Origin of the sequence: Actinoplanes sp. NPDC051861 (assembly GCF_040681145.1) — a bacterium.
Classification (GTDB): domain Bacteria; phylum Actinomycetota; class Actinomycetes; order Mycobacteriales; family Micromonosporaceae; genus Actinoplanes.
In genome coordinates this window covers 18,087-40,493 of sequence record NZ_JBFAYE010000010.1, presented here as the reverse complement: position 1 = coordinate 40,493, position 22,407 = coordinate 18,087, and the positions used below count along the sequence as shown (strand labels likewise).

The following is a 22,407-nucleotide window of genomic DNA, read 5'->3' as shown; positions in this document are numbered from 1 at the left end:
ACGCACGAAACCCTCGAAGGAGTTCACCGTGCGAAAAACCGTGGCCGTCCTCGCCACCCTCAGTTTTCTCGCGATAGCGCCACCACCGGCCCAGGCCCATGGTGGCCACGACTACTCGCTCCGCAACGCCGGACCCCGAGACTTGCGGATCGGCTCCGCGGTCGCCGGCGGTGGTCACCACGTCGACCAGCCCTATCCCGACCCGTTCCCCAACGACAAGCCGTACCGGAAGGTCCTGGCGCGCGAGTTCAGCTCACTGTCGCCGGAGAACCAGATGAAGTGGGAGTTCATCCACCCCGAGCGCCACCGCTACAACTTCGGCCCGGCCGACGACATCGTGAAGTTCGCCCAGCGCAACGGCCAGGTCGTGCGCGGGCACACGCTGCTGTGGCACAGCCAGAACCCGGCCTGGCTCAACGAGGGCACGTTCACCAAGGCCGAGCTGCGCCAGATCCTGAAGAGCCACATCCTCACCGTGGTCGGCCACTACCGCGGAAAGATCCACCAGTGGGACGTGGCGAACGAGATCCTGGACGGCAACGGCGCGTACCGGCAGGAGAACATCTTCATCCGTGAGCTCGGGCCGGGCATCGTCGCCGACGCGTTCCGCTGGGCGCACCAGGCCGACCCGAGGGCGCAGCTGTTCCTCAACGACTACGGCGTGGACTGGCCGGGTGCCAAGGTGGACGCGTACGAGGCGCTCGCCAAGGAACTGCTGGCCGCCCGGGTGCCGCTGCACGGCTTCGCCTCCCAGGCCCACCTGAGCATGCGTTACGGCGCTCCGGACCAGCTCGGCGCGGTCCTGCAGCGCTTCGACGACCTCGGGCTCAAGACGGCGATCACCGAGCTCGACGTGCGGATGGACCTGCCGGAGAGTGGCGTGCCCACCGCCGAGCAGCTGCAGACGCAGGCCCGGTACTACAAGACGGTCCTGGACGCGTGCCTGTCCGTCGACGACTGCAACTCGTTCACCGTCTGGGGAGCCACCGACAAGTACAGCTGGGTGCCGGTGTTCTTCCCGGCCGAGGGCGCGGCCACGATCATGTGGGAGGACTTCACCCGCAAGCCCGCCTACTTCACCCTGCGCGACACCCTCCGCGCCGCACGCTGAGTGGGTTCCGGGCGCGGATCGCGCCCGGAACTCCCACCGTCCCAGCGCTACGGTGTGGAGCATGGAGGTGCGCCGCTACGGGCTGTGGGTCGGCGTGCCCACTCTGGTCGCCGGTTTGGCGGCGTGGGCGGCCCTGGCGGACGACAAACAGGGCTGGACGGTGGTCGCGGCCGCGGTCGCCGGTGCGGTGGGTGCGTTCGGGCCGACCGCGACCGAGCGGTTGGCCCAGGCCTGGGAGCGGCGGCAGGCCCAGGCGGGCAGGCTTTCGAGGGTACGGGTGGCCGAACTCCCGGAGTCGGTGACATGGCTGCTGCGGCCGGACCGCCAGGTCGTCCCGTTCTTCGGGCGGGGCTGGCTGCTGATCAGCCTGGAGTCGTGGTTCAACGACCCGAGGGCCCGGCCCGTGCGAATGCTCGTGGGCGCCGGCGGGATCGGCAAGACCCGGCTGGCCCAGGAGCTCGTGTCACGCCTGCCACAGGACGTGCGCTGCGAGTGGATCAGCCTGCAGTCGGAGGCCGAGACAGCGGCACTGATCGTGCCCCGCTCACTGCTGATCCTCGACTACGCCGAGGCGCGCGACCGGGCCGCGCTCGCCGAGCTTCTGTGCGCCGCACAGCAGGCGGACCACGTGCGGGTGCTTCTGCTGGCCAGGGCGGCCGGATCCTGGTGGGAGTCGCTGTCGGACGCGTACCCTCGCCAGGCCCACCTGGTCGACGCGCTGACCTCCGCGCCGGACGCGGTGGTCGAGGTTCCGGCGAAGGTCGACGACGTTCACGACGCACGCGCCGTCGTGGCCGAGGCGGCGGCCGCCTTCGCGGCGAGACTCGGCCGGCCGGTCCCGGTCGTCGAGGCGGCCCGCGAGTGGCCACCGGAGACGCCCGTGCTGCGACTGCACGCCGACGCGCTGGTCGCGGTGCTCGACGGGGCGCACCGGCAGGGCGACTACGACGTGCTCGGCGAGGTGCTGGGCCACGAACGACGGTACTGGTCACACACCGCGAGGACCGCGGGACTGACCGGCGGTGAGACACTGCGGCAGGTCGTCGGGATCGCCACGCTGACCGGTGCGGACACCACTGCGGAGATCGCGCAGATCGTGCGGCGGGCGCCGTCGTTGCGGGACGCGCCCGCGTCGCGGCTCGACGAGTTCGCGCGGTGGCTGTCCGGCCTGTATCCGGCCGCACCGGGCTCGGCGCTGGGAGTGGTGCAGCCCGACCTGCTGGCCGAGGCGCTGGCGGTGCGGGTTCTGGTCTCCCTCTCGGCAGAGGATCAGACGCGGGTACTCACCGGGCTGAGCGCCGGGCAGGCCGTGCGGGTGCTGACCTTGCTCGGCCGGGCGCGGGTGCACGAGCCGGGCGCTGACGCGCTGATCGAGACCGCGATGCGCGCCGACCTGCCCCGGATGGTCGAGACGGTGGTCGAGGTGGGCCTGCAGTTCCCAGGAGTCTTCACTCCGGTCGCGGTGCGGCTGTTCGGCAGCGCTGACATCGACGACGAGTGGGCGCGAAAGATGTACGGGCGGGTGCCTTATCCATCGGCCGAGTTCGGGGCGCTCGGCCTGGCACTGACGACCCGCATCATTGATGGCCTGCCCGGCGACGCGCCGCCCGGCGTCCGCGCCCTCTGGTCCTCCGTCCATACCTACCGGCTGGTGGAGGAGTCCCGGGCGAGCGAGGCTCTGCCGGTCAGTGAGGATCTGGTGCGGCAGTACCGAGAGTTGGCCGAACACGACAGGGAAGCCCATCTCGTCTATCTGGCCGCTGCGTTGCGCAGGCACGCCGTGCTTCTGGCGGGGCAGCCGCGGTGGGCCGAGGCGCTGACCTTCAGCCAGGAGGCCGTCGGCCTGTGGGAGGAGGTGGTCGAGGGCGGGCGGGACGGTTACCTGTCCGAACTGGCGGGCACGATGAACGCCCACGCGGCGGTCCTGGCCGGGAACGGTCTGCGGGACGAGGCGCTCGCCGCCAGCCGGCGGGCGATCGGCCTGCACCGAGAACTGGTCGAGATCGACCGGACCGCCCACCTGCCGGAGCTCGCTGTGGCTCTGTGGAGCGCCGGTCACGTGGCGATGATGACCGGGCTGGTCACCGAGGAGGTCGTCGCGGCGGCCGAGGAGGGGGTGCGCTACTTCGGCGAACTCGCCGCCGCCGCACCGGACACCTACGCGGGGCGCTACCGCAATGCCGCCAGGACTCTCGACGAGGCCCGCCGTCGGCTGAGCGACGGCGGGCCTCAGAACGAGGATCAGAACAGAGGTGTACGCCCGGCGTAGCCCGACGCGACCCGGACGCCCGCCTTCAGCGCCTTGCCCGTGCCCTTGAACAGCATCAGGTAACCGGTCGACGCCTGTACCGCGACCAGATCCGTGTACCCGTCCCGGTCGAAGTCGCCGATCCCGGTCCAGTCCCGCAGGCCCTTGCCGTTGATCAGCTTGATCGGGGACTTGAAGCCGCCGGACTTGCCGGGGTACAGGTACATGTTCCCGGAGCTGTTGATCTTGATGACCAGGTCCTGGAACCCGTCCCGGTTGTAGTCGCCGGCGCCGGTGAACTCGCTGCGGCCGTTCCAGTTGCCGTAGGCGAGCGCCTTGCGGGCGCCGAACTTCGCACCGGCCTTTCCGGGATACAGATAGACGTTGCCGTTGTTCGTCTGCGACGCCAGCAGGTCCGGGTAGCCGTCCTTGTTGAAGTCGCCGATCGCGGTCAGCTCCCGCATGTGCTTGAAGTTGTTGTAGAGCACCTTGCGCGCGCCCAGCGTCCCGTTGCTCTTGCCGGGGTAGAAGTAGACCTTCCCGCCGGTGGTCCGGGCGATCACGTCGGTGAAGCCGTCCCGGTTGAGGTCCATCCGCACGATCGCGTTCATACCCGCGAAATAGCCCGTGACCTTGCTGCGGCCGGCCTCCGAGATCGTCGTGCCGTTGCCCGGGTACGAGAAGACGTTGCCGGTGCTCTTGGTACGCGCCAGCACGTCCGACCACCCGTTGCGGTTCCAGTCGGCGAGCTTGGCGCCCGGCAGCCGTACGAAATCGACGTAGTTGCTGTCGATGTTGATCGTCGCCCCGCCCCAGGTCTCCTTGTGCGCGCCCATGTACTGCTTCATCCGGCGCTGCGGCGCCCAGTACCCGGCCGGGATCACCTTGTCGTCGAGCGTGACCACCTCGTCCCAGCGGGCGAAGTCCACGTAGTCCGGCCGCACGTAGCCGGCCTTGTTGTAGACCGCCACCTGGTCAGCGATGCCGGAGGAGACGCTGCTGTAGTAGCCGGAGAAGTAACCGTGGTCGTGCAGCCGCGCGCTCCACGCACTCATGAAGTTCAGCACGCCGTTGCGGCAGGTGGCGTCGTCGGTGCGGTACGCCTCCATGTCGTAGATCAGCACGCTCTCCGGCGACAGGCCCAGCTTCTTGGCCTGGGTCACCGCGTCGTCGGCGGTTGCCCGGCCCTGCGCGGCCGCGTTGGCATTGTCGATCAGGTGCTTCTTCGTGGTCGTCGTGCAGGTCGCCTGCGGTCCCACGTAGATCGGGACGAGCCGCCAGCCGCGGCCGATCTGCTCCTTGACCCAGTCGGCCGTCAGGTTGGCCTGGGTGCAGCCGCGGCCGATGCCACCGAAGTAGATGCCGACGGCCCGGAACGGCGACTGGAGCCACGCCTGCATGGTCGCGCTGGAAGGCGCGGTGCAGGCGTCGAAGGCGTACCCCTTGAAGTTGCCGGGCTGCGGCGGCAGAGCGGTGGCGGCCGTCGCGTTCCCGTTCACCAGGGCGAGCGGGGCGACGCAGAGTGCCACGACGAGCGCTCCGAGTAGCCGTTTCCGATATCTGAAGAGCCGGCGGGGGTGGAGCCGGTGACGCCCGGTCTTGGGCGTTGCATTCATATTCAGACCTCTTAAGGCATTGGGAGCCCATCGAGGGAAGCAAAAGTGTGGGAGCGCGGCCAGGGCCGTTCAGCCGATACTGATCAGCCGAACGGGCAGCCGGTAGATTTCCAGAAGTGGATCATCTGACGTCGCGGCAGCGCTGGGTCGCCCTGTTCTCCCTGGCCCTGGGCGGTGTGGCGATCGGCCTGACCGAGTTCGTGGCGATGGGACTGCTGCCGGACATGGCCCGCGATCTGCTGCCACTCGGCTGGGCCCGATCACCCGAGGACACCGTCGCTCAGGCCGGTTGGCTGATCACCGCGTACGCTCTCGGTGTTGTCGCAGGCGCGCCCCTGATCGCCGTGGTCTCCGCCCGGATGCCGCGCAAGCGGCTGGTCCTCTGGCTGCTGGTGCTCTTCGCGGGCGGCACCGTCGCCTCCGCGCTGGCACCCACCTTCGGCCTCGTCGTGGCCGGCCGGTTCGTCGCGGCGCTGCCGCACGGCGCCTACTTCGGCGCGGCCGGCCTGCTCGCCGCCTCCCTGATGGGACCGGGACGCGAGGCGCGCGGCTACGCCGTGGTGCTGGGCGGGCTGACGCTCTCCAACGTCGCCGGCGTCCCACTGATCACCCACCTCGGGCAGACCGCCGGCTGGCGCGTCGCTTACCTGGTCATCGCCGGCGCCTTCGTGCTCACCCTCCTCGCGGTCGCCGTGTCGGTGCCGGACGCGCCCGCCGCCGAGGGCGGCTCACCCATGGCCGAGCTGCGCGCCCTGCGCCGCCCCCAGGTGTGGCTCGTGGCCGCCACCGCCGCGGTCGGTTTCGCCGGCTTCTTCGCCGTCAACAGCTACATCGCGCCGGTGACAACCGAGGTGACCGGCCTGTCCTCCGGCGCCGTACCGTGGGTCCTCGCCGTCTTCGGCCTCGGCATGACCGTCGGCAACGCCCTCGGCGGCGCCTTCGCCGACCGCGACCTGCGCCGCGCCACCGTGTTCGGCTTCGCCGGCATGATCGTCTCCTGCGTGCTGTTCGCGATGACCGCGAGCACCGTGCCCGGCCTGTTCGCCGGAGCTTTCCTGGTCGGCGCGACCAGCATCTTCCTCGGCCCCGCGCTGCAGGCCCGGCTGATCACGGTGGCACCCGAGGCCCAGCTCATGGGCGCCGCGGTCAACCAGTCCGCGATGAACGTGGCCAACAGCCTGGGTGCGGCGCTCGGAGGTCTGGTCATTTCGATGGGGTACGGGTACCTCGCTCCGTCCTGGACCGGAGTGATCCTGGCCGCCGCCGGCCTCTGGCTGGCCGTCACCGGTTTCGCCCTCGACCGAGTTCGCGCTGCTGCCACTCTTCGTTAGCCCGCTGTTCACCCGGTCGGCACATGATTTCGCCCATGACCGGCCTGCTGACCACCCGCGCCGACGCCGCGCAGACGATCGCCGAATCCCTGCTGGCCGACATGGGCGACCGGTGGAAGCACACGATCGGCGTCGCCGAACAGGCCGCCCGCCTCGCCGGCCGCCTGGGCCTCGACCCGGACGTCCTGGTCTCCGCGGCCTGGCTGCACGACATCGGCTACGCGGCGCCGATCGCCCTGACCGGCTTCCATCCCCTGGACGGCGCAGTCCACGTCGTGGACGAAGGCTGGCCGTCCCGCATCGCCGGCCTGGTCGCGAACCACTCGGGCGCCAAGTTCGTGGCCGAGGTCAAGGGCTTCGCCGCCGAACTGGCCCTCTTCCCGGACGAGCGAAGCCTGATGGCCGACGCCCTCACCTACGCCGACCAGACAACCGGTCCCCGGGGAGACCGGGTCGACCCGGAGTCCCGGTACGCGGAGATGCTGCTGCGCCACGGCCCCTGCTCCGCCAACGCGCTGGTCGACGGCGTGCGCCGCCCGCATCTGCGCGGCATCTCCGGCCGCGTGGAGGCCCTGCTCGCGCGCTGACGCGTGTCGCCGGTGCCCACGAGCTCTCGGATCACCGCGCTCTAACAACCGGCCTTCTCAACTGGATTGAGTTCTTCGCACATCGTCTTTCGGAAGTTGTCACGAGCCTTTTCTATCGCTTTTCCAACCTGTGCGAACATGGTTCCGATGTCGCCGAATCGCTCCAACGCGATGTCGGCCGGCGTGAGACCGATTGCCCACGCCTCGATGGTGCCGAGATTCGCATTCAGGGTTCTTGAGAACACCTGGGCCGCTGGACTGCCATAGATGAACAGGGCGTCAGTAGACCTTGACAGATTTCTTCCGAGGCTGATGAGCCTGGCGGAGGAACGTCTACCACATTCCGGTGCAAGTGCGGCGATCTGTTGTTCGGTTTGGAGATGGAATGCGCAAGGCCCCATGCACGACAAAATGGTCTGGATCTCCGCAATTTCTTCGTCTGCGGACTTGAGGTACGCCTGATACGCCTCCGTTCTCTTCACCCTTTGCTCGTCCAGGCGCCTCTGTTCAAAATCCGCTTCTTGAAGGTGCCGACTCGTCGACGTGGCCTGGTAGGACGTCAACGCGGTCGCCGCGCCGCCGACGACGGCGCCGAGCAACGAGGCGATCAGCGTCATCAACGCCGGATATCGCACCTCCCAGCCGTGGGGCATCTCGTTGCGTCCGGAGCCGCGACGTGCCGCTCGGCCGAGGCGCGGCAACCTGTCTGCTCGCCGGCTACGCAAGGCTCGGGTCGCCATAGTTGAGACTCGCACGGGTTCCTGCGCCGGCCGCTGTCAGACTCGTGACTGAAGGACCCGGTCTGCCCCTGAGATGACTCGGGTGAGGCCATACGGCCGGGAGCGGTGCAACCAAACCGGGTGTTCACTCGTCTTCGTGCTCATGAAACGGAGAGAGGCTTCGAATGGCGCGCGGTGACGAGGAGTTCATCGCGTTCGCCCAGGCGAGTTCGCCTCGTCTGCAACGTGCGGCGTACCTGCTGACCGGCGATCGGCATCAGGCCGAAGAGGCTGCTCAGGCCGCCCTGGTGCGGGTGTACGCCGCTTGGGGCCGGGTCAGGCACCAGGATCCCTATGCGTACGCCCGTACGGTGCTCACGAACCTGGTCACTGATCAGTGGCGCCGCCCGATGCGGGAGTACGCGACGGAGATCATGCCGGAGCAGCAGGTGCCGCAGGACGTCGCGGACGTCGTGGCGAAGCGGCGCTGGCTGATCGGCGCGCTGCAGGCTCTGTCACCGCGCGAACGGGCGGTGATCGTGCTGCGGCACTTCTTCGACGCCAGTGAGGCCGAGGTGGCCCGCGAACTCAACCTGTCAGCGGGCACGGTGAAGAGCCTCAACTCCCGGGCTCTGGCGAAATTACGCATCACGGCCGGCGTCGTCCCGCCGATGCGAACCGAAACGGAAGCAGGGGTAGCACTGTGACGCACCTGGAAGATCTCAAGGACGCCATGCACTCGCCGCCGGACTTCGAGCCCGTACCGGTGGACCTCGCGATCGTGATGGCCGGCGGCGCGCGGATGCGCCGCCGTCGCAGGTTCGCGGTCGTCAGCGCCTCCACCCTGGCGGTGGCCGCCCTGCTCGCCGGCGGCAGCCAGCTGGCGGGTCCGGGCGGCTCCTATGCCGGAACCCCGGTGGCGGGCCCGTCCATGCCGGTGCCGTCGACCGGCAATTCGTCGGCCCCCGGAGTCCTCGGCGCAGTCGTCGAGACCGGCCAGCGGCTCGACGGCCGGCAATGGATTCTGTACGTCGAGACGACCGACCCGGATGACCTGGACAAAACGTTCAGCCTGGTCCTCGGGCACACGAGGAGCGGCACCATCGACGATTTCACCGCCGAGATCGTGAGCAGCGATTCGGGCTCCGGCCGGATGGCGCCCGGCTTCCACGCTGTGCGAGCGGGACGGGTGCAACAGGGCCGCACCACACCCACGTTCGGTTACTACGTCGGTGACGCTGCCAGGATCACCGCTCGCGACGCCGCCAACGGCGAGATCGTCGAAGCGCGTCGTTCTGCATGGACCGGGTTCGGCAAGTCGGACAAGGCGCAGATCTTCTGGTTCGATTTCGCCCAGGGCCGGCCTCCGGCTGAGCTGACCGATCTCACGGCCTACGCCAAGGACGGCGCCGAGCTGCCCGCCGGCCGCTGACGAGTTCGCCATCCCCGGCAGTCAACGCGGGCTGCCGGGGAGCGCGTCGAGGCTCTCAGCCGCTTCGGCGGTTGCCGTACTGGCGAGGGCTCTGCACCGTGCCGGAACGGCCCTGAATGCGGCCCGCGGAACCCCCGGTGTGAGTGGCTGTCCCCTTGCCCTTGGACCGGCGAGCCGCCCGGTTCTGGAAGGGCTGAGGCTGCTCCTCGGACTCCGCCTCGGTGTCGGCGGCGGGATCGGCAGCGCCGGCGGCCTCGGTCATCGGTTTCTCCTCGTGCTCTTTCAAACCGGACTAATTACCGCAGATCTTCAACGCGGATGCCGCGACGAGCCAAGCCTAACCCACCGATTTCACGACAGTGACGATCGCCTCCAGCCGGTTGTCGCGCGAGCGCGGTCAGTAGCCCAGGTCTCGGCGGCGGAAGCCGGCGAAACCTGTCAGGACCAGGGCGAGGACCACGGCGCCGACCGTGGCGAGGGGTGCGGCGGTGACTGTTTCGAGCGGGGCGGCGGGCAGGTGGACGAAGGGTGAGAGCTGCTGGGACCAGTCGGGGAGGTTGAACGAGTCGGCGAACAGTTCGACCACCGCGCAGTAGCCGAGGGCGGCCCACCCGGCGATCGCGGCGGCGCGGGCCCACCAGCCGATGGCCAGCACGGCCACGGACACGACGGCCCAGACCGCGGGCAGGTAGACGAGGGCGACGCCGAGCATCCGGAGGGCCTGGCCGGGGTCGCCGACGGTCAGGCCGTACGACAGGCCCTCGAAGAAGCCGGCGGCGAGCAGGACGAGGGCGCTGCCGGCCAGGGCGACGTTGAGGTGGCTGCCGAGGTAGGCGTCGCGGTGGACGCCGGTGGCCAGGATCGGTTCGGCGCGGCCGGCGGTCTCCTCGGAGCGGGCTCGCAGGACCGAGGCGACCCCGAAGGCGGCGGCGAGCAGGGCGCCCATGGTCAGCGTGAGCGCGAGGTAGGAGTCGACGATGTCGGACGCTCCGCCGGGGAGGAACTCGGCGACCTCGGGGTTGTCGACGATGTACTGCTCGATGCTGTCGCCGAGGGAGCCGTACGCCGCGCCGAGCATGCCGACACCGAGGGTCCAGCCGAACACCGCGCCGCGCTGCAGTCGCCAGGCCAGCCCGACCGGCGTGCCGAGCAGGCGGGACGCGACCGGGCTGCCGGGACGGGAGCGGACCAGGCCGGCACCGAAGTCGCGGCGGTCGAGGGCCACGAGCGCGACCACGGTCGCCAGGACGGCGGCGCCGAGCATGAGCAGCACCGGCCACCAGCGGTCCTGCACGTACGGAAAAGTGCGCTGGCCCCACCCGATCGGCGACGCCCAGCTCAAGGCCGTGGTGCCGGCGTCGCCGGCGGCCCGCAGCATGTACGCCGCGCCGATCACCAGGCCGACCGCGCCGTAGACGCCGCGGACATGCTCGAAGACCTGCGCGGCGACCGCGGTGAGCGCCGCGAACAGCAGCCCGATCCCGAACAGCGCGGTGGCGACCAGCAGCGATCCGGTGACCGGCAGCCCGGTGCCGGCGGCGACCGCGAAGATCACCGCGGCGACCACGAGGTCGGCGAGCGCGGCCAGGGCCAGAGCCGAGTAGACGGGCTCGCGGCGGCCGACCCGGGCGGACCGGATCAGCTCGGCACGGCCGGCCTCCTCGTCGCCGCGGGTGTGCCGCCCGACCAGGAACATGTTCATCAGGGCGATCACGATCGCGATGAACGCGAAGATCTCGAACACGATCTCGCCGCCGATGGTGTCGAGCAACTCCAGGGGGCCGCTCATCGCGACGACAGCGGTGTTGCCGCCGAGCGTGGCGCGGAGTTTCGCGAGCTGCTCCGGGTCACCGTACAAATTCTGGCTCTGTGTTGATTGGACAAGGAAAAGCAGAGCAGCCCCGCCGATCCACAGCGGCAGCCCGATCCGCTCCCGGCGCAGGCTGAACCGGAGCAGGGTCCCGATCATGACTCGTCGCCGTAGTGCCGCAGGAACATCTCCTCCAGCGTCGGCGGCGTGCTGGTGATGCTGCGCACGCCGAGAGCCGCCAGCCGCTTCATGACCGGCTCCAGGCCCTGACTGTCCACGTCGAACCGGGCGTGGTGCTCGTTGAGGACGGCATCGTGCACGCCGGGCAGGCCGTCGATGCCGGTCACCGGGGCGGCGGTCTCCACCGAGATCGAGGTCCGCGTCAGGTGCCGCAGCTCGGTGAGCGTCCCCGACTCGACAGTGCGGCCCAGCCGGATGATGCTCACCCGGTCACAGAGCGCCTCCACCTCGGCCAGGATGTGGCTGGACAGCAGCACCGTCCGGCCGTCCCGCTTGAGCTGCTGCACGCACCGCTGGAACTCCGACTCCATCAGCGGGTCGAGACCGCTGGTCGGCTCGTCGAGCAGCAGCAGCTCGGCGTCGGAGGCGAGTGCGGCGATCAGCGCGACCTTCTGCCGGTTGCCCTTCGAATAGGCGCGGGCCTTCTTCGACGGGTCCAGATCGAACCGTTCGAGCAGCTCGTCGCGGCGCTTGCGATCCAGGCCACCGCGCAGCCGGCCCAGCACGTCGATCACCTCGCCGCCGGTGACACCGGGCCAGAGGATCACGTCGCCCGGCACGTACGCCAAACGGCGGTGCAGTGCCACCGCGTCCGCCCAGGGATCACCACCGAGCAGCTCGACCTTGCCCGCGTCGGCGCGCAGCAGCCCGAGCAGGACCCGGATGGTGGTCGTCTTGCCGCTGCCGTTGGGACCGAGGAAGCCGTGGACCTCCCCCTCCTCGACGGTCAGGTCGAGCCCGTCCAGTGCTGTGGTCCGGCCGAAGGTCTTGGTCAGGCCGGAGATCGCAATCGCGGTCATCGATCGTCCCCCCTCACTCACCCCTAGTCTGCGCCTGGAGCGCCAGTGAGGTGGGGACGCCTCAGGTCAGAACCACCGGCGGCGGTAGTGACCGTGATGGCGGTAGTGGCCGTGGTGCCGGTAATGACCGTGGTGGCCGTAGGCGCCGGGGTGGCCGTAAGCGCCGGGATGCCCGTAGGCGCCGGGGTGGTGGCCGTAGCCCTGGCTGCGGGCGATCCGGTGGTTGACCTCGCGGAGAAGGCCGTCGACGGCCGGGTTGTGGCGCTTCTGCGACATGCGGGAAAGCTTCGACGCGACCATCGAGAGAACCATGCGCTTCATGAAGCCGCTCACGCGATCTCCTTGCTCTGCTGAACCTGCGGAATTCAACGGTACGCGGCACTGTCCAGCCTGACCTGTATGAATGCTGCCGGTTCGCTGATAAATCAGTGGACGTCACCCCGGCGGGCGACCAGGTTGGAGGGCATGCGCCAGGAGGAGATCTGGGACAGGGACACCGCACAGAGGTACGACACTCCCGGCACCGGGATGTTCGCGCCGGAGGTGCTGGAGCCGGCCGTCGCCAGACTGGCCGAGCTCGCGGACGGGGGCCGGGCGCTCGAGTTCGCGATCGGGACGGGACGGGTGGCGGTGCCGCTCAGTGAACGCGGGGTGCCGGTCAGCGGGATCGAGCTGAGCGGGCCGATGATCGAGCAGTTGCGGACCAAGGCGGGGCCGGAGCGGATCCCGGTCGTCGTGGGGGACATGTCGACGGCTCTTGTAGAACGAACGTTCTCTCTGGTGTACCTGGTGTACAACACGATTTCGAACCTGCAGACGCAGGCGGAGCAGGTGGAATGCTTCCGGAACGCGGCGCGGCACCTCTCCCCCGGCGGGTGCTTCGTGATCGAGTTGTGGGTGCCGGAGCTGCGCCAGCTGCCGCCGGGCCGGTCGGCAACGGTGTGGGAGAACTCGCCGGGATACATCGCGCTGGACACCTACGACACGCTTCAGCAGCATGTCGTGTCCCATCACTTCCACTTCGGATCCGGGTCCACGGCGCAGCTGTTCCGGAGTCCGCACCGCTACATCTGGCCGGCCGAACTGGACCTGATGGGACAGCTGGCGGGCTTCACCCTCGAATCGCGGCACGCGGACTGGAGCGGTGCACCGTTCACGGCGTCGTCGCGTTCACACGTCTCGGTCTACCGGCATGATCCGCCCCGCGACTGACGCCGACGCCCCGGCGCTGGCGGCCCTGCACGTCCGCACGTGGCAGGCGGCCTACCGCGGGCTCATGCCACAGGAATACCTGGACGGGCTGGACCCGGCGCAGCGGGTGCCCGGCTGGCGCGAGTGGATCCGCGACCTGCGGCCACCCGCCGGGATCTGGGTGCTGGACGACGGCGGCCTGGCCGGCTTCCTCACCATGTCCGGTCACGACGACGTCGGTGAGATCCATGCGATCTACCTGGCACCGGAGCGCTGGGGTCAGGGCCTCGGGCGGGAACTGATGGCGTTCGCGCTGGACCATCTGACGGCGGCCGGTTTCACCGAGGCCGTCCTGTGGACGCTGGACACCAACGAGCGGGCGCGGCGCTTTTACGAAGCCGGCGGCTGGACGGTGGACGGCGGGGCCCGGGTCGACGAGACCCGGGGCGCCGCGATGACCGAAATTCGTTACCGGCGTCCGTTAGCCCCGCCTGAACACCTTGCGGCCCCAGGCGACGACAGCGCCGAGAGCCAGGGCGAACAGACCGACCTCGCTGGGTGAGGCGAGTTCCACGAGCTGGGCGTCCTTGTTGTCGTCCATGAGATCCACTGTAGCCGGACAGGTCAACAGGTTGCACACGGCATCGACACTGACCGTCATGAGGCGCGGAGACCGTCGGCTTGTCCAATGGCAACTGATCGGTTTGCCGTTCGTCGTCCTCGGCACCGAATTCGCCGAGCTCTACCTGACGTTCCGGGTGACGGAGTGGTTCGCCCCGGACGTGCTCGGCGAGGTCGGTGACCGGCCGGCCGCGTTCGCCGCGCTGATCGCACTGGTGGCGCTCCCTCTGTGTCTCGCGGTCATCACGGCCTTCTCGGGGCGCGTCTTCCGAGCGCTTCTCAACGGCACCAAGCCGCCCCCGTCATCGTCGTGGTCGCGGTGGCGGCGGTTCGGCAGCTACTCACTGAGCAGACTGGCGACCGTCATCGCCGCCCTCGTCGTGTTCGAAGGCATCGCGGAAATCGGTCTCACCCCCCTGGGGCCGGTGCTGGCGCTCACCGTTCTGGGCCCGATCGCCCTGCGTTGGCTGTTCAAGGGCCTGGGCCCGCTGCGTCGCCGGAGGCGGCAGCAGATCACCTGGGAGTCGCGACAATGGGCTGACAGGGTACGGCGGCGCTGGACGAACCGGGGCCACCGCCCTCGCCATGCGGCGCCGGGGGAGGGCTCGCGCAGCGACTCCCTTCACGATGATCCGGCGGCTGCGCCGTCGGAGCGGACGGACACGGACGACGTGAGCAATGCCCGCCGGGCATGATGGGCACATGTCTGCCGCGGATTACACCGAACCGCACTGGGCGGCGTCCGCCCTGGTGGTCATCGACATGCAGGTCGACTTCACCGGTGGCGGGGCGCTGCCGGTGCCGGGGACCGACGAGGTCGTACCGGGAGTGGCGCGGCTGGCCGAGGGGTTCCGCGCGGCGAGGCGGCCAATCGTGCACATCGTGCGGCTGTACCAGCCCGGCTCGGCCGACGTGGATCCGCCACGGCGGGCCTTCGTGGAGGCCGGCGGCCAGGCGGTCGCACCGGGAACACCGGGCTCGGCAGTGATCGCCGGGCTGGCCACCGATGCGGGCGAGCCACTGGAGCTCGACGCCGGCCTGCTTCTCAGCGGTGTGCCGCAGGAGATCGGGAAAGACGAGATCGTGCTCTTCAAGCCGCGGTGGTCAGCGTTCTTCCGCACCGGGCTGGAGGACTGGCTGCGCGAACGCGGGGTGGACACCGTGGTGGTCGCGGGGTGCAACCTGCCGAACTGTCCGCGGGCGACTCTGTTCGACGCCAGCGAGCGGGACTTCCGGGCGGTGCTGGCCGAGGACGCGGTGTCCCAGGCGACTCCGGAGAGGCTGGCCGACATGGCCGCGATCGGGGTCAGGCTGCTGCCGGCCTCCGCAATCCTGGCCGCGCTCTGACATCCTCTCCGCCCTGAATCCCTCCACACCGCGTGTGGAACACACACAGCGTCTGGGTGGTTGCCGCTTCGCCGCGCGGGGCCTGGATGAGTCCCGGTCTTACCTGCGCTACGCGGTCGTTGAGTTTCACGTCCCGGTCGTGGGTGGCCCCACAGCCACGTGAACGCGGAGACTCACGGCGGTCAGGGCAGCAGCCAGATTCCGCGGTGCGGCGCGACATGCCCGGGGCCGGACTACAGGCTGGCCGACCTCAGGCACGTAGAACGGGAGAACACAGGCGGACGCCGGCAGCGCCACCGATCGCCATGGTCGTCGACGTGTCCAGACCGCATTCCGGTAGCCGTCGGGCCGGGTGCCCGGCGTTCCCTTGCCTGGCACCCGGCTCGCGACGGTTACTTCCGGGTGGTGGCGGCTTCCTCGGCGCCGGCCTCTTCCTCCTGGCCGGCCTCCTCGGCACCCGCATCCTCACCAGCGCCGGCCTCTTCACCAGCGCCCGCGTCCTCGCCGGCACCGGCGTCGCCGCCGGCCGCGGCCAGGGCGGCCTTGGCGTCGGCCAGGGCCAGGCAGGACTGGAGCAGGCTGGTCTGCGCGGAGATCACAGCGGCCGCGGCGGCGTCAGCGGCACCGGCGGCACCTTCCTCACCCGCACCGGCCTCCTCCTCGGCCGCGCCTTCCTCGCCGGCCGCGCCCTCGCCCTTACCGGGCTTCTCGGCCTTCTCGGCCTTCTTCAGCGTCTTGGCCCACTTCTTGGCGAGGGCCTTGCGCGCCGCCTTCTTCTCAGCCGGGCTCTGCTTCTCGCCGGCGGCGCCTTCCTCACCAGCAGCGCCCTCTTCACCAGCGGCGCCCTCTTCACCGGCCGCGCCCTCCTCGGCGCCGGCCTCCTCCTCCTGGCCGGCCTCCTCGCCCGCGCCGCCCTCGGCAGCGGCGATGTCCGCCGCGAACTGGTCGCACGCCAGTTCCAGTGCCTGCGCCGAGGCCGCCGCCGCGTCGCCCGGCGCCTGCTCCTCGACCGGTGCGAGCTCCTCGCCGTCACAGATCACGGCGCCGCCGTTGATCTGGAGGTCCGCGCACTGGGAGACGTCGAACTGCTGCCCGTCGACGTTGATCACATCCTGGGCCTTGGCCTCGGTGCCGGCCGACGCCAGCTGCACGCCGGTGATACCGGTCGCCAGCAAGACACCCGCGATCGCCACCGCGCCGATCGTCTTCCGCCGACTGCTGCCACTCTGGTTGCGCCGGTAGGAACGCGCCCTCATGCTCACTCCTCGTCGTCGAACGTCGATGTGCCCGGTCGGGGTTCGATACGGGCCGCGGGCGCCGCCCGGTTCAACACAATTCGGAACAACGTCCCCTCCGCAACGGCGTAGTGCCCACGTTTGCGCAGGTCGCGCCCTTCGATGAGGACCTTGGAAATTCACGCGAGCGGGTGCATACAATTCGCGGGAGCGTTGGGGGGCTCCTGATGATTCCGATCCTGATCGTCTTCGGCATGCTGGCGGGTTACTGGTGGCGGCGTGCGCTGGTCGGTGCTGCCGTCGGGTGGCCGCTGATTCTCTGGGTCACCGGGGTCATGGACCTCGGGTTCGGGATGCTGGGGGCGGCGTTGCTGGCCGTCGTCAACACCGGCGTGGGCGTGCTGATCAATCAGGGCGTTCGGCTGGTTCGCCGCCGGCGATGATCGGTATGGTGCTGCGATGAAGCGCACCGCCCTGGTCACCGGGGCCTCGTCCGGCATCGGCAAGGCGACCGCGACGGCGCTGGTCGCCCGGGGTTACCGGGTTCTGGGCACGAGCCGCAGACCCGAGGGGCAGCAGGTGCCGGGGGTGGAGTTCCTGCCGCTCGACCTCGCCGACGACGCGTCGATCGAGGACCTGGGCAGCACCCTGCAACACGTCGACATCCTGGTCAACAACGCCGGCGAGAGCCAGTCGGGGCCGTTCGAGGAGCTGCCGGCGGAGGCGCTGCGGCGGCTGTTCCAGGTCAACGTCTTCGGCGCGGTCCGGCTCGCTCAGCTGGCGCTGCCGGGGATGCGGGAGCGCGGGTACGGCAGGGTCGTGATGATCGGCTCGATGCTCGCGTCGTTCCCGCTGGCGTACCGATCGTCCTATGTGGCCTCGAAAGCCGCGCTGAAAGGGTTCAGCAACGGCGCCCGGCACGAGTATTCGCCCTACGGGGTGTGGCTCACCACGGTCGAACCCGGCTCGATCAGCACGGGGATCAGCGAGCGGCGCACCAAGTACATCGCGCCGGACTCGCCGCACCGCCCCGAGTTCGAGCGGATGCTGGCGGCTCTGGACCGCAACGAGAAGGCCGGGGTGAGCGCCGAGCGGGTCGCCGCCACCATCGTCACGGCGATCGGGGCCGAAAAACCACGGCAACGGTACGCGGTGGGCAGCAACGCCCCGTTCGTCTTCGCCCTGCGCCGACTGGTCCCGGCAACGGTCGTGGAGAAGGTCACGCACCGCAAGCACGACCTCAAGCGCTAACCTGTCGCGGTGATCTTCCTCGGGAACGCCCTGGTCGCGCTCGTCGCGCTGATCCACGTCTACATCCTGGTGCTGGAGATGTTCCTGTGGACGTCGCCGCGGGGGCGTGCCGCGTTCGGCCTCTCGCCGGAGTTCGCCGAGCAGACGAAGGTGCTCGCCGCGAACCAGGGGCTCTACAACGGTTTCCTGGCGGCGGGCCTGTTCTGGGGGCTGTTCGCCGACGACCTCGGGGTGAAGGTGTTCTTCCTGGTCTGCGTGGCGGTCGCGGGTGCCTACGGGGCGGCGACGGCGAGCCGGCGGATCCTGTTCGTGCAGACGGTCCCGGCACTGCTCGCGCTACTCGCCGTGATCATCTGAGGAACACTCCACGGCACTCTGCCTCAAGGGCGACGAGCCGGTCATCGTACGCATTCCTGGTCGCCTCGTCGGAAAGCGTCCGCTGGAACGTGAGCTCCTCGCCACGCGCCGACCTAGCCACGATCTCCAGGGTCTCGCCCTCGCGCCCGGCCCGCGCCATCTCGCTGCCCGGCAGGTCGTCGATGATGCCCTCCGGGTCGGCGGTCCTGCGTGGACGCGCCTCAACCCTACGCGGAGATCCGTCTCACGGCCCGAGACCGACCCGCACCCGCCGCGGCACGATCGCGCTCGCCAGCCGCTCCAAGGCCTCGGCGAACTCGGCCGCCGGCAGGTGGCCGAGGCCGAGACGGAACGTTCGTTCTGTCTCACCGAACCACGGCCCGGGCGCGACACGCGTCTCGGCCGCCGCCAGCCTCGCGTAAAAGGCCTCCACGTCGACCTCGGGCCGCAACCGCACACAGCACAGCGGCCCGCCGTCCGGCACCACGAGATCGACCGCCTGCCCGGAAGCCCATTCGCGCAGCTCGGCCAGCCGGTCCGCGAGGAAGGCGGCGCGCGGCGGGAGCAGTGCCGAGCTGCGGCGCAGGACCCGTTCGGCGAGGAATTCGTCCACATTCGAGCAGGCGATCGTGGTGACGAACTTCGCCTCACGGAGTCGCGTGTAGAGGGCGGGATCGGTCACGGTGAGCCATCCGAGGCGCAGGCCGGGCGCGCCGTGAGCCTTCGACACCGACGAGCATGTCACCACGTTCGGTGACAGCGGGGCTGCCGACGCGGGGAGTGCGGCGTCGCCATAGGTCGACTCCCGGTATGTCTCGTCCACCAGGATCACCGCCTGCGGTGCGCGCTGGTGCATCGCGGCGAGAAGTTCGCGCAGTTCAGCCTCGGTGTAGCGCACTCCGGAGGGGTTCTGCGGCGAGGCGAGGGAGACCAGACGGGTACGGGGGCCGAGCGCCGCCACGATTCCCTCCAGCGGCAGGCGGTAACCGTCGTCGAAGGACGCGCGCACCACGTCGATCCTCGCGCCGAGCCCCTCAGGAACGGTCAGGGCCGGCGGGAAACACGGGGTCACCAGCACCACGCGGTCGCCGGGACCGCAGACTGCCTGGGCGAGCAGGAACATCCCCGCGATACCGCCGACCGTGACGAGTACCTGGTCGGCGGCCACTCCCACACCGGTGGCGATCGTCTCCCGCAGCGAGGCGCCGCCGCGGGTGGTTCCGTACCCGAGTCGCAGCCCGGCCAGCTCGGCCGGATCCGCGAGGTCGCTGAGGGAGACCGGCGGGCAGGTGCTCTCCGCGAGGTCGTACCGGGCGTGCTCGTCGATCAGGGCCGTCATGGCACTCGGCGCGAAATCGGTCATGCCTCATCGTGCGCCCGGGACCTCTCGCGGGGCAGGTCCAATGCCGCTAGATTGGTCTGCCGATGGAGCCAATCGGTCTTGTCGAGCGCCTGGGACGCTGGTCGTCCGGGCGCGGCGCGCTGTATCTGCTGCTCGCGGGACGGATCCGCACGCTGATCGACGAGGGCGAGCTGCCGCCGGGCGCGCCCCTGCCGCCGGATCGGGCGCTCGCCGCCGCACTCGCGGTCGGCCGGAGCACGGTGGTCGCCGCCTACGACATGCTCTGCGGTGAGGGCCGGATCGTGCGGCGCCAGGGCAGCGGCACCCGCGTCGCAGGGCCGCCACCCGCGTCCTCGCGGACGACGACGGAGGTTCCGGCGTTTCTTCACCTGCTCGAACCCCGGGACGGCGTGATCATGCTGGCGTGTGCCGCGCCGGACGCGCCGCCGCCGGAGCTCGTGGAGGCCTACGCCGGCGCACTGCCGCGGCTGGCGGGCATCACCGGCGACATCGGCTATCACCCCATGGGCCATGTCACGCTGCGTGAGGCTGTCGCGGAGCGGTACACGGCGCGCGGACTACCCACCGCCCCCGATCGGATCCTGATCACGACGGGCGGCCAGCAGGCTCTGACTTTGCTGGCCAGAGCGTTGATCCGGCCCGGCGACCGGGTGCTCGTGCAGGCGCCGACATACTTCGGCGCGCTGGAGGCGTTCCGCGAGGAGGGAGCGGTGCTGCGCACGGTGCCGGTCACCCTCAGTGGGTTCGCGAGAGCGATTGCCAAGGAAAGAGCAGTTCTTGCGTACGCTATAAGCAGTTTTCACAATCCGACCGGAACCGTGCTCCCCGGCTCAGCCAGGCAGCGCCTCGTCACCACAGCCACTCAGGCAGGCGTGCCGCTGATCGACGACGAGGTCCTAGCCGACCTGGGCTTTCCCGGTCAGCCCGCGCCGCCGCCGCTCGCCCTGCACGACGACTCGGTGATCACCATCGGCTCGCTGAGCAAGCTCGTGTGGGGCGGTCTGCGGGTCGGCTGGCTCCGCGCGCCGGCGCCGCTGGTCGCCCGCCTGGCCCGCATGCGCACCGTGCTCGACCTCGGCGGCAACATCCCCGCCCAGCTGGCCGCCGCCGAACTGCTCCCCCACCTCGACCCGCTCCTGCGCCGCGGCGCCGCCGAACGCCTGGCCCGGCACGACCACCTGCGCGCGGAACTGGCCCGCCACCTGCCGTCCTGGGAGGTGCCCGCGGTCCCCGGCGGCCAGACGCTGTGGGTGCGCCTGCCGCACGGCGACGCCCAGTCCTACGCCCAGCAGGCTCTCCGGCACGGTGTCGCGGTGCTGCCCGGCGCGGGCCTGGCACCGGACCGCACCTGCGACAGCCACCTGCGCCTGCACTTCCTCGCCTCCCCCGCCGACCTCACCGAGGCGGTCCGGAGGATGACCGCGGCATGGCGGGAGTACGAGTCGCGGCCCAGCCACGCCCCGCATCCCCCCGCGATGGCGATCTGAAATTTCTTTCTCCGCGGCGGTAGTAGAGGCGGATCCCCGTTCGTCATGACTGCGAAGATGATCGACGAACCGAGATGGGAGCCCTTCACATGCGTTATCTGATGCTGGTCTGCACGGACCCCGACTTCACGCCCGGGCAGGACGAGGGCGCGCCGAACGTCGAGGACTGGGTCGCGGAGACCGACGGCAAGGGGATCCGGCTGATCGGTGATCGGGTGCGGCCCGCGGCCGACGCCACGACGGTGCGGGTGCGCGGGGGCGAGGTGCTGCTGACCGACGGGCCGTACGTGGAGACCAAGGACGTGATCGCCGGCTTCGACGTGCTCGAGTGCGCGGACCTGGACGAGGCGATCGAGGTGGCGTCGCGGCACCCGATGGCGTGGGGCGGCGTGATCGAGCTGCGCCCGTTCTGGCCGTTCGACCAGGAGTGAGTTCCCAGGTCAGCGAGGTCCTCGCGGAGGTGTACGCGCAGGGGTGGAGCCGGATCGTCGCCGCGATGATCCGGTTCACCCGGGACTGGGACCTCGCCGAGGAGTGCGCGCAGGACGCCTTCGCGGCGGCGGTCCGCAAGTGGCCGGAGTCCGGCGTGCCCGACCAGCCGCTCGCCTGGCTGACCACGGCGGCGCGGAACCGCGCGATCGACCGGATCCGCCGGGCGACGGCCGAGCAGGCGAAGCTGCGGGAGTTGATCGGCGTGGAGCCGGTGCCGTACGTGTCGGACAGCGAGATCCCGGACGAGCGCCTCGAGCTGATGTTCACCTGCTGCCACCCGGCGCTCAGCACGGAGGCGCAGGTCGCGCTGATTCTGCGTACCCTCGCTGGTCTTGACACCGCGGAGATCGCACGGGCGTTCCTGGTGCCGGAGAAGACCATGGGCCAGCGGCTGTTCCGTGCCAAGCAGCGCATCAAGAACGCGGGCATCCCGTTCCGGGTCCCGGCCGCGCACCTGCTGCCGGAGCGGGTGCCGGCGCTGCTGCACGTGCTGTACCTGGTCTTCAACTCCGGATACGGCGCGCCGGAGAAGGCCATGCTATGCCGGGAGGCGATCCGTCTCGGACGGTTGGTCGTGGCCCTCATGCCGGACGAGCCGGAGGCGGTGGGCCTACTGGCGCTGATGCTGCTGCAGGACGCGCGCCGGGCGAGCCGCTTCGACGCGTCGGGTGACCTGGTGGTTCTGGAGGATCAGGATCGGTCGCTGTGGGATCTTTCGCTGATCGCTGAAGGGTCGGAGTTGTGTGAGCGTGCGCTGCGCCGGGGCCGGGCGGGACCGTTTCAGTTGCAGGCGGCGATCGCGGCGTGTCATACGGCTTCGTCCACGGATTGGGCGGAGATCGTCGGGCTCTACGGGCATCTGGTGCGGGTGGCGCCGGGGCCGGTCGTGGAGTTGAACCGGGCGGTGGCGGTGAGCATGGCGTCGGGGCCGGAGGCGGCGTTGCCGTTGGTGGAGGAGATCGTGGCGGACGGGCGGCTGGAGGGTTATCACCTGCTGCACGCGACGCGGGCGGATCTGCTGCGCCGGGTCGGCCGGCGTGCGGAGGCGGCGGCGGACTACCGGCGGGCGATCGAGGTGGCGCCCGGTGAGCCGGAACGCCGCTTCCTGACCGCGCGGCTCCGGGAGGTGACCCGTGTGTGAACTTCAGCCCCGCTCCGCACCCGAAATC

General features: G+C 70.2%; 24 protein-coding genes. 16 read left to right on the top strand and 8 right to left on the bottom strand.

Translation table 11 applies throughout. The annotated features are described in order from the left end of the window. The first annotated feature begins 28 nt into the window (after positions 1 to 28). Both AB0M02_RS25140 and AB0M02_RS25135 read left to right on the top strand, forming a co-directional pair. Positions 29 to 1,111, top strand: a complete 1,083-nt coding sequence (locus AB0M02_RS25140) for an endo-1,4-beta-xylanase (protein ID WP_364230647.1) — start codon at positions 29 to 31, stop codon at positions 1,109 to 1,111. 61 nt (positions 1,112 to 1,172) lie between these two features. Further along, a complete protein-coding gene (locus AB0M02_RS25135; RefSeq protein WP_364230645.1) occupies positions 1,173 to 3,380 on the top strand; it encodes a tetratricopeptide repeat protein in 2,208 nt (735 codons plus the stop codon). On the opposite strand, the gene AB0M02_RS25130 is transcribed toward AB0M02_RS25135, so the two are convergent. Continuing rightward, positions 3,353 to 4,888, bottom strand: coding sequence for a glycoside hydrolase domain-containing protein (locus tag AB0M02_RS25130; RefSeq protein WP_364230643.1), 1,536 nt, complete (start codon positions 4,886 to 4,888; stop codon positions 3,353 to 3,355). The two genes, AB0M02_RS25135 and AB0M02_RS25130, sit on opposite strands and share 28 nt — an antisense overlap. A gap of 203 nt (positions 4,889 to 5,091) precedes the next feature. Here AB0M02_RS25130 and AB0M02_RS25125 point away from each other — a divergent pair, with 203 nt between their 5' ends. Beyond that, positions 5,092 to 6,306, top strand: coding sequence for an MFS transporter (locus AB0M02_RS25125; protein ID WP_364230641.1), 1,215 nt, complete (start codon positions 5,092 to 5,094; stop codon positions 6,304 to 6,306). Between the two features lie 35 nt (positions 6,307 to 6,341). Next, entirely contained in the window at positions 6,342 to 6,893 is a 552-nt protein-coding gene (locus AB0M02_RS25120; protein ID WP_364230639.1) for an HD domain-containing protein, read from the top strand. Positions 6,894 to 6,934: 41 nt separating this feature from the next. Here the strand turns inward: AB0M02_RS25120 and AB0M02_RS25115 are convergent, their stop codons facing one another. After that, positions 6,935 to 7,510: a hypothetical protein gene (locus AB0M02_RS25115; RefSeq protein WP_364230638.1), complete on the bottom strand. Its 576-nt coding sequence runs from the start codon at positions 7,508 to 7,510 to the stop codon at positions 6,935 to 6,937. A 287-nt stretch (positions 7,511 to 7,797) separates the two neighbouring features. Between AB0M02_RS25115 and AB0M02_RS25110 the strand changes: the two genes are divergently transcribed. Further along, a complete protein-coding gene (locus AB0M02_RS25110) occupies positions 7,798 to 8,319 on the top strand; it encodes a SigE family RNA polymerase sigma factor (RefSeq protein WP_364230636.1) in 522 nt (173 codons plus the stop codon). Then, on the top strand, positions 8,316 to 9,044 hold the full coding sequence (locus tag AB0M02_RS25105; RefSeq protein ID WP_364230634.1) for a hypothetical protein: 729 nt from the start codon (positions 8,316 to 8,318) through the stop codon (positions 9,042 to 9,044). Before AB0M02_RS25110 ends, AB0M02_RS25105 begins: the two co-directional genes overlap by 4 nt. Positions 9,045 to 9,099: 55 nt before the next feature. Here AB0M02_RS25105 and AB0M02_RS25100 read toward each other — a convergent pair whose 3' ends face one another. The 4 genes from AB0M02_RS25100 to AB0M02_RS25085 all read right to left on the bottom strand — a co-directional run bounded on the left by AB0M02_RS25100 (position 9,100) and on the right by AB0M02_RS25085 (position 12,227). Continuing rightward, a complete protein-coding gene (locus AB0M02_RS25100; RefSeq protein WP_364230632.1) occupies positions 9,100 to 9,306 on the bottom strand; it encodes a hypothetical protein in 207 nt (68 codons plus the stop codon). 135 nt (positions 9,307 to 9,441) lie between these two features. Next, positions 9,442 to 11,013, bottom strand: a complete 1,572-nt coding sequence (locus AB0M02_RS25095) for an ABC transporter permease (protein ID WP_364230630.1) — start codon at positions 11,011 to 11,013, stop codon at positions 9,442 to 9,444. Then, positions 11,010 to 11,894, bottom strand: a complete 885-nt coding sequence (locus AB0M02_RS25090) for an ABC transporter ATP-binding protein (protein ID WP_364230628.1) — start codon at positions 11,892 to 11,894, stop codon at positions 11,010 to 11,012. Before AB0M02_RS25090 ends, AB0M02_RS25095 begins: the two co-directional genes overlap by 4 nt. Positions 11,895 to 11,960: 66 nt before the next feature. Beyond that, positions 11,961 to 12,227, bottom strand: coding sequence for a hypothetical protein (locus AB0M02_RS25085; protein WP_364230626.1), 267 nt, complete (start codon positions 12,225 to 12,227; stop codon positions 11,961 to 11,963). A 66-nt stretch (positions 12,228 to 12,293) separates the two neighbouring features. Here AB0M02_RS25085 and AB0M02_RS25080 point away from each other — a divergent pair, with 66 nt between their 5' ends. The 4 genes from AB0M02_RS25080 (at position 12,294) to AB0M02_RS25065 (ending at position 15,053) form a co-directional block, all read left to right on the top strand. Further along, complete coding sequence (locus AB0M02_RS25080; RefSeq protein WP_364230623.1) at positions 12,294 to 13,106, top strand: class I SAM-dependent methyltransferase; 813 nt, start codon at positions 12,294 to 12,296, stop codon at positions 13,104 to 13,106. Further along, positions 13,087 to 13,647 (top strand): GNAT family N-acetyltransferase, encoded by a 561-nt coding sequence (locus AB0M02_RS25075; RefSeq protein WP_364230621.1) that lies wholly within the window; start codon positions 13,087 to 13,089, stop codon positions 13,645 to 13,647. The genes AB0M02_RS25080 and AB0M02_RS25075 overlap by 20 nt, the downstream gene beginning before the upstream one ends. A gap of 70 nt (positions 13,648 to 13,717) precedes the next feature. Continuing rightward, a complete protein-coding gene (locus AB0M02_RS25070) occupies positions 13,718 to 14,401 on the top strand; it encodes a hypothetical protein (RefSeq protein ID WP_364230620.1) in 684 nt (227 codons plus the stop codon). 7 nt (positions 14,402 to 14,408) lie between these two features. Next, positions 14,409 to 15,053 (top strand): isochorismatase family cysteine hydrolase, encoded by a 645-nt coding sequence (locus tag AB0M02_RS25065; RefSeq protein WP_364230618.1) that lies wholly within the window; start codon positions 14,409 to 14,411, stop codon positions 15,051 to 15,053. Between the two features lie 392 nt (positions 15,054 to 15,445). Here AB0M02_RS25065 and AB0M02_RS25060 read toward each other — a convergent pair whose 3' ends face one another. Then, positions 15,446 to 16,309: a hypothetical protein gene (locus AB0M02_RS25060; RefSeq protein WP_364230616.1), complete on the bottom strand. Its 864-nt coding sequence runs from the start codon at positions 16,307 to 16,309 to the stop codon at positions 15,446 to 15,448. A gap of 206 nt (positions 16,310 to 16,515) precedes the next feature. Between AB0M02_RS25060 and AB0M02_RS25055 the strand changes: the two genes are divergently transcribed. From AB0M02_RS25055 to AB0M02_RS25045, 3 genes are read left to right on the top strand one after another with little or no spacing between them, the layout of a single operon-like run. Beyond that, complete coding sequence (locus AB0M02_RS25055) at positions 16,516 to 16,731, top strand: hypothetical protein (protein ID WP_364230613.1); 216 nt, start codon at positions 16,516 to 16,518, stop codon at positions 16,729 to 16,731. A 16-nt stretch (positions 16,732 to 16,747) separates the two neighbouring features. After that, a complete protein-coding gene (locus AB0M02_RS25050; protein ID WP_364230611.1) occupies positions 16,748 to 17,539 on the top strand; it encodes an SDR family oxidoreductase in 792 nt (263 codons plus the stop codon). A gap of 9 nt (positions 17,540 to 17,548) precedes the next feature. Next, the gene (locus AB0M02_RS25045) at positions 17,549 to 17,896 is read left to right on the top strand and encodes a DUF1304 domain-containing protein (protein WP_364230610.1); all 348 of its coding nucleotides are present in this window, start codon (positions 17,549 to 17,551) and stop codon (positions 17,894 to 17,896) included. A 244-nt stretch (positions 17,897 to 18,140) separates the two neighbouring features. Here AB0M02_RS25045 and AB0M02_RS25040 read toward each other — a convergent pair whose 3' ends face one another. Continuing rightward, on the bottom strand, positions 18,141 to 19,259 hold the full coding sequence (locus tag AB0M02_RS25040; protein ID WP_364230607.1) for a pyridoxal phosphate-dependent aminotransferase: 1,119 nt from the start codon (positions 19,257 to 19,259) through the stop codon (positions 18,141 to 18,143). Positions 19,260 to 19,321: 62 nt separating this feature from the next. On the opposite strand from AB0M02_RS25040, the gene AB0M02_RS25035 reads away from it, so the two are divergent. From AB0M02_RS25035 to AB0M02_RS25025, 3 genes are all read left to right on the top strand, one after another. After that, on the top strand, positions 19,322 to 20,746 hold the full coding sequence (locus tag AB0M02_RS25035; protein ID WP_364230605.1) for a PLP-dependent aminotransferase family protein: 1,425 nt from the start codon (positions 19,322 to 19,324) through the stop codon (positions 20,744 to 20,746). Positions 20,747 to 20,835: 89 nt separating this feature from the next. Continuing rightward, positions 20,836 to 21,177, top strand: coding sequence for a YciI family protein (locus AB0M02_RS25030; RefSeq protein ID WP_364230603.1), 342 nt, complete (start codon positions 20,836 to 20,838; stop codon positions 21,175 to 21,177). Beyond that, on the top strand, positions 21,174 to 22,379 hold the full coding sequence (locus AB0M02_RS25025; RefSeq protein WP_364230601.1) for an RNA polymerase sigma factor: 1,206 nt from the start codon (positions 21,174 to 21,176) through the stop codon (positions 22,377 to 22,379). Before AB0M02_RS25030 ends, AB0M02_RS25025 begins: the two co-directional genes overlap by 4 nt. Positions 22,380 to 22,407: the final 28 nt, after the last annotated feature.